9 protein-coding genes and 1 pseudogene are annotated in these 8,627 nt (G+C 66.3%); 6 read left to right on the top strand and 4 right to left on the bottom strand.

From position 1 onward, the window contains the following. Positions 1–137 (bottom strand): annotated as a pseudogene (locus AC1DWT_RS36865) (IS110 family RNA-guided transposase); the annotation flags it as partial. A 206-nt stretch (positions 138–343) separates the two neighbouring features. Here AC1DWT_RS36865 and AC1DWT_RS36860 point away from each other — a divergent pair. Both AC1DWT_RS36860 and AC1DWT_RS36855 read left to right on the top strand, forming a co-directional pair. Further along, entirely contained in the window at positions 344–823 is a 480-nt protein-coding gene (locus tag AC1DWT_RS36860; RefSeq protein ID WP_206012901.1) for a MaoC/PaaZ C-terminal domain-containing protein, read from the top strand. A gap of 97 nt (positions 824–920) precedes the next feature. Beyond that, on the top strand, positions 921–1,244 hold the full coding sequence (locus AC1DWT_RS36855; protein ID WP_095865841.1) for a hypothetical protein: 324 nt from the start codon (positions 921–923) through the stop codon (positions 1,242–1,244). Between the two features lie 155 nt (positions 1,245–1,399). Here the strand turns inward: AC1DWT_RS36855 and AC1DWT_RS36850 are convergent, their stop codons facing one another. Next, entirely contained in the window at positions 1,400–1,762 is a 363-nt protein-coding gene (locus AC1DWT_RS36850) for a VOC family protein (protein ID WP_072944180.1), read from the bottom strand. A 120-nt stretch (positions 1,763–1,882) separates the two neighbouring features. Here AC1DWT_RS36850 and AC1DWT_RS36845 point away from each other — a divergent pair, with 120 nt between their 5' ends. The 3 genes from AC1DWT_RS36845 (at position 1,883) to AC1DWT_RS36835 (ending at position 4,416) form a co-directional block, all read left to right on the top strand. After that, positions 1,883–2,839, top strand: coding sequence for an ADP-ribosylglycohydrolase family protein (locus AC1DWT_RS36845; protein ID WP_206012900.1), 957 nt, complete (start codon positions 1,883–1,885; stop codon positions 2,837–2,839). Positions 2,840–3,194: 355 nt separating this feature from the next. Then, positions 3,195–3,896: an alpha/beta fold hydrolase gene (locus AC1DWT_RS36840; protein WP_206012899.1), complete on the top strand. Its 702-nt coding sequence runs from the start codon at positions 3,195–3,197 to the stop codon at positions 3,894–3,896. 79 nt (positions 3,897–3,975) lie between these two features. Further along, positions 3,976–4,416: an SRPBCC family protein gene (locus AC1DWT_RS36835; protein ID WP_206012898.1), complete on the top strand. Its 441-nt coding sequence runs from the start codon at positions 3,976–3,978 to the stop codon at positions 4,414–4,416. Positions 4,417–4,463: 47 nt separating this feature from the next. Here AC1DWT_RS36835 and AC1DWT_RS36830 read toward each other — a convergent pair whose 3' ends face one another. Then, the gene (locus AC1DWT_RS36830; protein ID WP_241031297.1) at positions 4,464–6,131 is read right to left on the bottom strand and encodes a plasmid pRiA4b ORF-3 family protein; all 1,668 of its coding nucleotides are present in this window, start codon (positions 6,129–6,131) and stop codon (positions 4,464–4,466) included. Positions 6,132–6,325: 194 nt separating this feature from the next. On the opposite strand from AC1DWT_RS36830, the gene nhaA reads away from it, so the two are divergent. Further along, on the top strand, positions 6,326–8,194 hold the full coding sequence (nhaA, locus tag AC1DWT_RS36825) for a Na+/H+ antiporter NhaA (protein ID WP_206012896.1): 1,869 nt from the start codon (positions 6,326–6,328) through the stop codon (positions 8,192–8,194). Here the strand turns inward: nhaA and AC1DWT_RS36820 are convergent, their stop codons facing one another. Continuing rightward, positions 8,195–8,542, bottom strand: coding sequence for a GNAT family N-acetyltransferase (locus AC1DWT_RS36820; RefSeq protein WP_095865926.1), 348 nt, complete (start codon positions 8,540–8,542; stop codon positions 8,195–8,197). Positions 8,543–8,627 lie beyond the last annotated feature (85 nt).

The following is an 8,627-nucleotide window of genomic DNA, read 5'->3' as shown; positions in this document are numbered from 1 at the left end:
GACCGGATCCACTCGAGTATGTCGCGATGATCGGGCGTCAATCGGCGCTCGAACAGCTCACCGGTCCGCCCGTCGAGGCCGCACGCGACGACCGATCGTGCGTGCACATCCAATCCGACACTCGTACGCTGATTCATTGCTGGGGCCTCCCACATCTTGTGGCTCTACCGGCCAGGACCCGTTTCCTGTCGGCAACCCACGTTCACATGTGGAGTGGGCCCCAGCCCATACCCTCATACTGTCTAACGATCGTCTTCTGCGGCCGGCGGCAGGGCGCTGTCGCTGCAGCCGTCGTGCGGTCATATCCTCGACGGAGTCTCCGTGTTGGTGGAGGCGCGAGCGAATGATCGGACGGTTTGTGGTGGACAGCAAGCTTGACGTCGTCTATGCGGACGACCTCAGGGTCGGCGAGAGGTTCGAGCTGGGCTCGTACACGGTGACCGAGGAGGAGGTGCTCGAGTTCGCGGGGCAGTGGGATCCGCAGTCGTTCCACATCGACCGTGAATCCGCAGACGAGGGCTATTTCGGTGGGCTCATCGCGAGTGGTGTCCACACGATTGCGGTGTGTCAGCGACTGTCGGCGACCACTCTCTACGCGCGCTGGAGCGTCATCGCAGGGAGCCGGATGCGCGACGTCAACTTCCTCCGGCCGGTGCGGCCGGGTGACGTGCTGACCGGGAACCTGCTGATCGAGGACGTGAAGCAGGACGGTCGTGGGCGGGCGTTGGTGACCGTAGCGACTGAGATTCTCAACGGGTCAGGCAAGCAGGTGCTGACGTCGGTGACCGAGATGTACGTGCGCTGCCGCCCCGAAACCGACTGATCGTCGAATTTTCTGGACGAAACACCCTCGTCGAGGATTGTTTTTCGGGTTTCTGGGTATCGCAGCCTGGGAGGCCATGAAACCAACGGAGGCAATCATGAGAATGGGTAGGAGGGTCGCCGCGGTGGCAGTGTTCGCGGCTTCGATCGGATTGGGAGCGTCCGGTGTCGCCTGGGGCGGCAGTCTCGACTCGGCGGTGCCGGTGCGCAGGCCGGATGTCATTCAGCCGATGCCACCCGGGTTCCCGCAGAATGGTCCGATCGGGTGCGACGACTGGGCGGAACCGTACGAGAACAACGTCCCGGCGTGGGGCACCGATCCGTACAACCAATTCGACAACTGGTGCGACGGCCCCGACGACGGTCTTTCCGCGCAGCAGCCGCCGGTCAACGACGATCAAGGCCGGACGGTCAATCCCTGATTCGGCGGTGATCGTTCACACGAGGCAGTGGGCCGTCGTGTAGCTCGGTCGTGAACTGAGACCGGGGTGACGAGGGCGGGGGCGACTCACCGAACGAGCCGTAACCGATCGATCCGAATCAGCGCGTCCGGGAACCTCGTTCCGGGCGCGCTGATTCAGTTGCCGGAGGGTGGTTCGTGCAGACCGAAGGCGGACCCCTGGTCGTCGTGGCAGAGCTTGAATCGCCCGAATTTTGCTACCGACTCGGGATCGTCACCCAGATCCACGGCGTCGATTGTGCCGCCGAGTGCCAGAACGTGCTCGACTGCGGCGTCGAGGTCCGGCACCCGGAAGAAGACGTAGGGGCCGGCGCCCTCGTCGCCGCCGTGGATCCCGCCCGGCACGTTCGGGGTGGCGATCGAATATCCCGATCCGCCGGGTCCCGATTCGAATTCCCAGCCGAACAACGCCGAGTAGAACTTTCGGCCCTGCTCCGTGTTGGCCACACCCAGTTCGAAGAACGACAGTTCGCCCGACATGAGCACTCCTCCGTCGACAGTGTTTACGTGACGCTACGCCGACGTGCCGACACGCAGAAGTCTTGCATGTTAGATCGATAGTGCTCTAATATTGGAGCGAATTCGATCTAAGGGGGATTTGTGAAGTTGACCGAACGCCAGACCGACCGAGCCGCAGGCGTATTGATTGCCACCGCCGCGGGCGACGCGCTCGGGGCGGGATACGAGTTCACCACCCCGGCGGCCGATGCGGTGATCGACATGGTCGGGGGCGGCATGTTCGACTGGGCGCCGGGGGAGTGGACCGACGACACATCGATGGCCGTAGCCGTCGCGGAGGTGGCAGCGTCCGGAGTGGATATCGGCCGGGATGACGGACTGGATGCCGTTGCTGCACAGTTCGTTCGGTGGATCGATTCGAACCCGCCCGACGTCGGCAATCAGACGCGCGCCGTGCTGTCGGCCCGCGACGGCTCGGCCGCGGCCATGCAGGAGCGGGCACGCAGCATCACGGGGAGGAAGGGCGGCAACGGTTCGCTGATGCGGACGGCCCCGGTCGCGCTGGCGTATCTCGACGACGCCGAGGCGTGCACCGAGGCCGCGTACCAGATCGGTGCCCTCACCCACGACGATCAGCGCGCCGGAGAGGCGTGCCGGCTGTGGTCCCACGCGATCCGGCACGCGGTGCTGTTCGGGACGTTCGACGGGGTGCGGGGATACCTGCAGGTGGTGCCCGCTGAGGTCGGCGAGTTCTGGGGACCGCTGCTCGACCGGGCGGAACGCGGCACACCCGCCGACTTCCCGAAGAACGGCTGGGTGGTTCACGCCCTGCAGACGGCGTGGTGGGCGATCAGCGGCGCCGACGATTCGGGGCCGCATCACCTTCGGCTGGCCCTCGAGCGGGCCGTCCGGGCGGGCAACGACACCGACACCACCGCGGCGATCGCGGGTGGGTTGCTCGGTGCCCGGTGGGGTGCGTCGGCGGTCCCGGACCGGTGGCGCCGGATGCTGCACGGCTGGCCGGGATACTCCGCGGACGATCTCGAGAGGCTGGCGATGGCTGCCGTGCGGAGGGGTGAACCGGCCGACCGGTGCTGAGCATGAACGCGATTCGTACGTGAGCGGCGCGGTGTGCCGGGGTGCGCGGCGCCACTCACGTACGGGGGAACTGCGTCAGGCCGCCAACTCGTCGGCGATCTCGATGTCGATTTCCTCATCGGTCATTCCGCCGAAGAGATGGTTGGTGAACATGTCAGCTCGGTTCTCGTCGTGTGTGGTGGTTCCCGGCACGATCGGAGCGACTCGTCCGATCTATGGTGTGTATCGCCGCCGACTGCGCTGCCGTTTCACTCCCACAGGTGAGTGGCAAAGTGTCCTCGGACGCGCATTCCCGCTCACGTAGCGCTTAGGCTCATCTCGACCGTTCGTGTCCCGGAACAGGAGATGAGTCGAGATGCCCGCAACCTTCGTTCTGCTGCCCGGCGCCGGCTCCGACTCGTGGTACTGGCACCGCGTCGCGCCGATCCTGGAGGGGAGCGGGCACTCGGTGATCGCCGTCGACCTCCCGTACGGGGACGACGACGCGGGCCAGTACGAGTTCGCCGACGTCGTCGTCGATGCGGTCGAGGACGTCGAGGGGACGATCGTGCTGGTCGCGCAGTCCATGTCCGCGTTCACCGCGGCGATCGTCTGTCAGCGCGGCGAGGTCGACGTCGACCTGCTGGTTCTGGTGGCACCGATGCTGCCCGCGCCGGGGGAGGCGCCGGGGCGGTGGTGGGAGACCACCGGTCAGCCGGCGGCGAAGCGGGCGTTCGACCTATCGGAGGGCCGCGACCCGGACGCACCCGACGACCTGCGGGCGCTGTTCTTCCACGACGTGCCCGACGACGTCACCGAGGAGGCGTTCAGCCACGAGGAGCCGGTCATGTCGGACACCCCGTTCGGGACGGTGTGGCAGGCGGAGGCGTGGCCATTCGTGAAGACGCGGGTCGTCGCCGGCAGTCGTGATCGGCTGTTTCCGCTCGACTTCATGCAGCGGATCGTCCGGGAGCGGCTGGGTATCGCACCGGAGGTCATCGACTCGGGCCATCTCGCGGCACTCGCGCGCCCCGGGGAACTTGCTGCCATGCTGGAGCGCTACGCGTCCGAACTGTAGGCCAGGTGAGTGGCAAAGCGTGCTGGAGGACGCATCGCCACTCACGTAGGCACCCGGAAACGAGGAGGAGAAGCACCAGATGGCGTTGTCGGTATCAGGCGAGTTCGAGATCGAGGCGAGCCCTGAACAGGTCATGGCCGCGCTGGTGGACGTCGAACGCATCCCCGAGTGGTCGGCGGTGCACAAGAAGGTGGTCGTTGAGTCCCGGTTCGACGACGGACGCCCTCGCACCGTGCGGATGACGCTCGCCGTTCTCGGCGTCTCGGACACTCAGCTCGCCGAGCACAAGTGGATCGGGGACGAGCACATGTCGTGGACGCTCCTCGAGAGCGAGAAGCAGAAGTGCCAGGAAGGGGAGTACCGACTGGTCCCCACCACGCGCGGGACGTCGGTTCAGCTCACGATGGCGGTGGAACCGAAGGTGTGGGTGCCTAAGTCCGTGCTGCGTCAGGGGCAGAAGCAGGCCGTGCGCCTGATCCGCAAGGGATTCACCCAGTTCGTTCTCGAGAACTACGTCTGAGTCGGTGTCCGCCCGTGATGCGCGGACACCGACGCGGGTGGCTCCCTTTACACGAACAACGTCTCCAAGGCTTTGTTCACCCGGGCTCGATCGAACGATGTCGGATCGAGTTGCTGACCTGGGCGAAGGCCGAGCCACTCCCGAATCTCGGAGTGTTCCTCGTGATGCGGGTCAGCGCTGGCTTCGATCTTGTTCGCCCAGCCCCACGGCCCGCCGGAATCTTCGTAGGGCGCCATATTGTGTCCATCGAGGCAGAGCGCGGCAGGGGAGTCGGGTGCAGGGTTGTCGACCGACTCGACCTCGATGTGGTGGATCCAGTCGTCACCGAAGTCGTACAGGTAGGTGAGACAGTCGCCGACCGAGCTGAGCAACAAACCGATCGCGACCTCCTCCTCCGGGACGGCAGTACCCACGACATCACGGTGCGCGATGTCGGCCGCGGGAATGAACACTTCGCCGCCCGAGTACGCCGGTCCGGCGGAGAACTCGTGGAGATGAGAGTCTTCCCACCCGAACGCCGACTGGACAATGTCATGGAGAGCGGCGAGCGGAAGCGCGGCATCGAGTCGAATGCGACGCCAGACAGGAATGTGCGTGCCTTCCAGCGAGATCCGCACGGTAATGTGTGAATCCAGCCCTCCGGATGCCGCGTACTCGTTTTCTGCATTCGCGAGTTGGACGGCACGAAGGACTGCAGGCTGCAGCGCGGCTGGAACTCGGTACGCGTCATCCCTGGTCAGCCATTTCTGTTCCACCAGCGTGTCCAAACGGTCGTAGACGAAGTCATCCATCAGCGATTGCTCGTCATCGAACGGCGCGTCTTCCGAGCTGGCAGTGGGCTCCTCTGTCATCCCCGCCAAGATCACCTGGATCACCACGATATCGGTGAGATGCGTGGGGTCGAGTGGATGACGTTGACCCGTGACGAGTTGCCTGCGGACGTATTCGGTGACAGCTGCCCGAATCAGCGGCAGCGCGCGGGTCGTGCGGTCGGTGATCAGCTCTGCGTTCGGTCCGGGGACCGCTCGCGTGGAGTTGACGGTGATGAGACCGACCTCTTTCGCGGTTTCCCAATACTCCAACATTTCGGGTACGTCGCGCATCGAGCGGATTTTCCGCGCACGCGGAAACCCCTCGGAGTCGACGGCGAGATCGATACCCAATGCGCGAGCGAGATCGGGAAGCGAGACGGGTTTGGGGACCTTGGTGGAGGTGACGGGCGCGCCCGTGCCGACCCACTCGACGAGTGCGGCAAGGGTCGTGATCACCGGAAGCGAGGCGAGTGCGCGAAGCTCGTCTCCTTCGTCGACGGCGCGAAGTGCGATGTCGTCGGGAAGGAGGACGGATGGTTGCGGCTCGAGGAATTCGATGAGGTCCTCGATGCAATGAATGAGGTTGTCCTCGGTGCCGGTCCACAGCCGGTTTTCGTCGAGATAGTTGAGGAAGGTCAGGGCCGAGGCGACGATCGCCATGGCGACGTCCTCGACGTCGTCGGCAGCTTCTGCGGATACTTGGTCGGCGACATCGAGCAGGTTGTGCGCGTCCGCGGGGAGCCAGCCGGTGGCGCGGAATCCGCGGCGGCCGCGTGCGAGGTTGGTAAGTGTCGACTCGACGAGGTGCGCGAAGAGATCCGTGTCCACGGGGAGATCGCCCGTATGCAGCCACTGGACGAAGTTGTCGATAAGCGCCGGGTCGACGGCGGGAGTGGGAAACATCGGCACAATCGTCGAGCGGTTCCTCCGCTGGCGTGCCTGCTGTTTTGCTGCCCGCTTCTGGCCCGGATTCCTACCCCGCTTCGATCCCATGCCGGGATGATATCGCGGCCGGATCGGGGTTCTTCGGACAGCTGGGCGGCTCGAGCGTCGCGGCGTTAGGCTGACCAGCGGTCGAGAATGTGAGTGAGGACCAGATGACGGTCGAGCAGAGCAGCCCCACCACACTTCGACGATTGTCGGCGCGGCTGGCCCTGATCCGCGACGACACCGACGACGACAAGTTGTCGGCCGGCTTCCTCCTCGTCGCCACGATTCTCGCGTTGGTGTGGGCCAACATCGGTGATTCGTACGAGTCGTTCTGGCACACCCCGGTGACCATCCAGATCGGCGACTACAGCATCGGTCTCGACCTGAAGCACTGGGTCAACGACGGGTTGATGACGCTGTTCTTCTTCGTCGTCGGGCTGGAGGTGAAACGCGAGCTGACGATCGGCGAGCTCACCGACCGCGCCCGCGCCGCCGTGCCGCTGCTCGCCGCGATCGCGGGTCTGGCGCTACCCGCCGTCCTGTTCCTGCTCCTCAACCCGACCGGGGACGAGGCCAGTGCGTGGGGTGTCGTCGTCTCCACCGACACGGCGTTCGTGCTCGGCGCACTCGCCCTCGTCGGACCCCGATGCCCCGCCCGGCTGCGCGTGTTCATCCTGACACTGGCGGTGGCCGACGACATCGGCGCCCTGGCCATCATCGCCTTCTTCTACACCGACAACCTGCGGCTCGGACCGCTGCTCCTCGGGTGCGTCGGGCTGCTGCTGATCGTCCAGTTGCGCAAGCTCGAGGTGTGGCGCGGTGTCGCCTACTTCGTCGTCGCGGCGGGGACGTGGGTCGCGTTCTACGAGTCCGGCGTCCACCCCACCCTGGTCGGCGTGCTGATCGCGCTGATCCTGCCCGTGTACCCGCCGCGGCGCAGCGAGGTGGAGCGGGCAGGTGAGCTCACGCGGGCATTCCGGCAGTCACCGAACTCCGACTACGCGCGCGCCGCCCAGCTCGGGGTGCTGCGCGCGGTGTCCGTCAACGAGCGGCTGCTGCGCTTCTACCAGCCCTACACCGCGTTCCTCGTGGTCCCGATCTTCGCGCTCGCCAATGCCGGCGTGGTCATCACCGGGCAGACGCTCGCGGACGCGGCCCGGTCTCCGCTGGCGTGGGGCATCGTGCTCGGCCTGGTGGTCGGCAAGCTCGTCGGCATCACCGCGGCCACCGCCCTGTTCTCGAAGCTGCGGCCCGGCAGTCTGCCGCCCGGGCTGAGTCTGTCGCAGATCGCCGGCGGCAGCGCGCTGGCCGGCATCGGTTTCACGATCTCGCTGTTCATCGTCGACCTGGCCATCGACTCGCCCGAACTGGCCAACGACGCCCGGGTCGGCGTCCTGACGGCGGCCGTCATCGCCACCGTGCTCGGCTGGGCGCTGTTCCGGATCTCGGATTGGGTGCACCCGCCGACGGAGGTCGTCGGGCTCACCCTGCTCCGGCCCGTCGCCACCGGCCGCGATCACGTGCGCGGGCCGGTGGATGCGCCACTCACCCTCGTCGAGTACGGCGATTTCGAATGCCCGTTCTGCAGCAAGGCCACCGGCAGCATCCGGGACGTGCGAGCGCAGTTCGGGGACGAACTCCGCTACGTCTTCCGGCATCTCCCGCTCGACGCCGTCCACCCGCACGCCCGGTTCGCCGCCCAGGCGAGTGAGGCGGCGGCCGCCCAGGGCCGGTTCTGGGAGATGCACGACCACCTGTTCGCCAACAGCGACGCCCTCGCCGAGGACGAGATCTTTGGTTACGCGGCCGAGTTGGGGCTCGACATGGACCGGTTCGAGGAAGACATCCGCAAAGGCACGTATGGTCACCGCATCGACGACGACGAACTCGACGCCGAGTCGAGCGATTTCCGGGGGACCCCCACGTTCTACCTCGGTGCGACGGGCACCGACCTCACCCGGCACACCGGGCCGTACGACGCCGCGACCCTCATCCGGCAGCTCGAGGAGGCTCGCGGCGCCGACGGCGCACCCTGATCAGCGCTCCCGGTGCCGCACCGCCTCGATCGCGTCCGGGGTGACCGGGTCGACGTCGTTGGCGAAGTCGTCGTGCTTCTCGAGGTAGCGGGCGACGAACGGGCAGATCGGCACAATCCGTTTGCCGCCCCCGACGGTCTCCGTCAGCGCGCTGCGGATCAGCGTGCTGGCCAGGCCGCGGCCCGCGAACTGCTCGCCGATCTCGGTGTGGAAGAAGATCCGCTGATTCTCGTGGTCCAGGTATTCGGTGAACCCGGCCAGCTCATCGTCGACACGGATTTCGAAGCGGTGGTGTTCGGGCGCGTCCCGGACGTCGGGTGCGGGAGCGTCTTTCGTGTCGTCTGTCATGAACCCACTATGCCGCGCGGCGAACCGGGTGTTCCCGGCGGCCACGGTGTTGGATGATCGAGGGGAGTCCAGCGATCCGAGAAGG

Source organism: Rhodococcus sp. P4_B6, from assembly GCF_056402215.1.
This window is presented reverse-complemented; position numbering and strand designations above follow the sequence as displayed.

What these genes read in the sequence shown, in the direction of transcription:
- AC1DWT_RS36860 (WP_206012901.1), top strand. Translation starts at nt 344, where the DNA reads ATGATCGGACGGTTTGTGGTGGACAGCAAGCTTGACGTCGTCTATGCG.
- AC1DWT_RS36855 (WP_095865841.1), top strand. Translation starts at nt 921, where the DNA reads ATGAGAATGGGTAGGAGGGTCGCCGCGGTGGCAGTGTTCGCGGCTTCG.
- AC1DWT_RS36850 (WP_072944180.1), bottom strand. Translation starts at nt 1,762, where the DNA reads ATGTCGGGCGAACTGTCGTTCTTCGAACTGGGTGTGGCCAACACGGAG.
- AC1DWT_RS36840 (WP_206012899.1), top strand. Translation starts at nt 3,195, where the DNA reads ATGCCCGCAACCTTCGTTCTGCTGCCCGGCGCCGGCTCCGACTCGTGG.
- AC1DWT_RS36835 (WP_206012898.1), top strand. Translation starts at nt 3,976, where the DNA reads ATGGCGTTGTCGGTATCAGGCGAGTTCGAGATCGAGGCGAGCCCTGAA.
- AC1DWT_RS36830 (WP_241031297.1), bottom strand. Translation starts at nt 6,131, where the DNA reads ATGTTTCCCACTCCCGCCGTCGACCCGGCGCTTATCGACAACTTCGTC.
- nhaA (WP_206012896.1), top strand. Translation starts at nt 6,326, where the DNA reads ATGACGGTCGAGCAGAGCAGCCCCACCACACTTCGACGATTGTCGGCG.
- AC1DWT_RS36820 (WP_095865926.1), bottom strand. Translation starts at nt 8,542, where the DNA reads ATGACAGACGACACGAAAGACGCTCCCGCACCCGACGTCCGGGACGCG.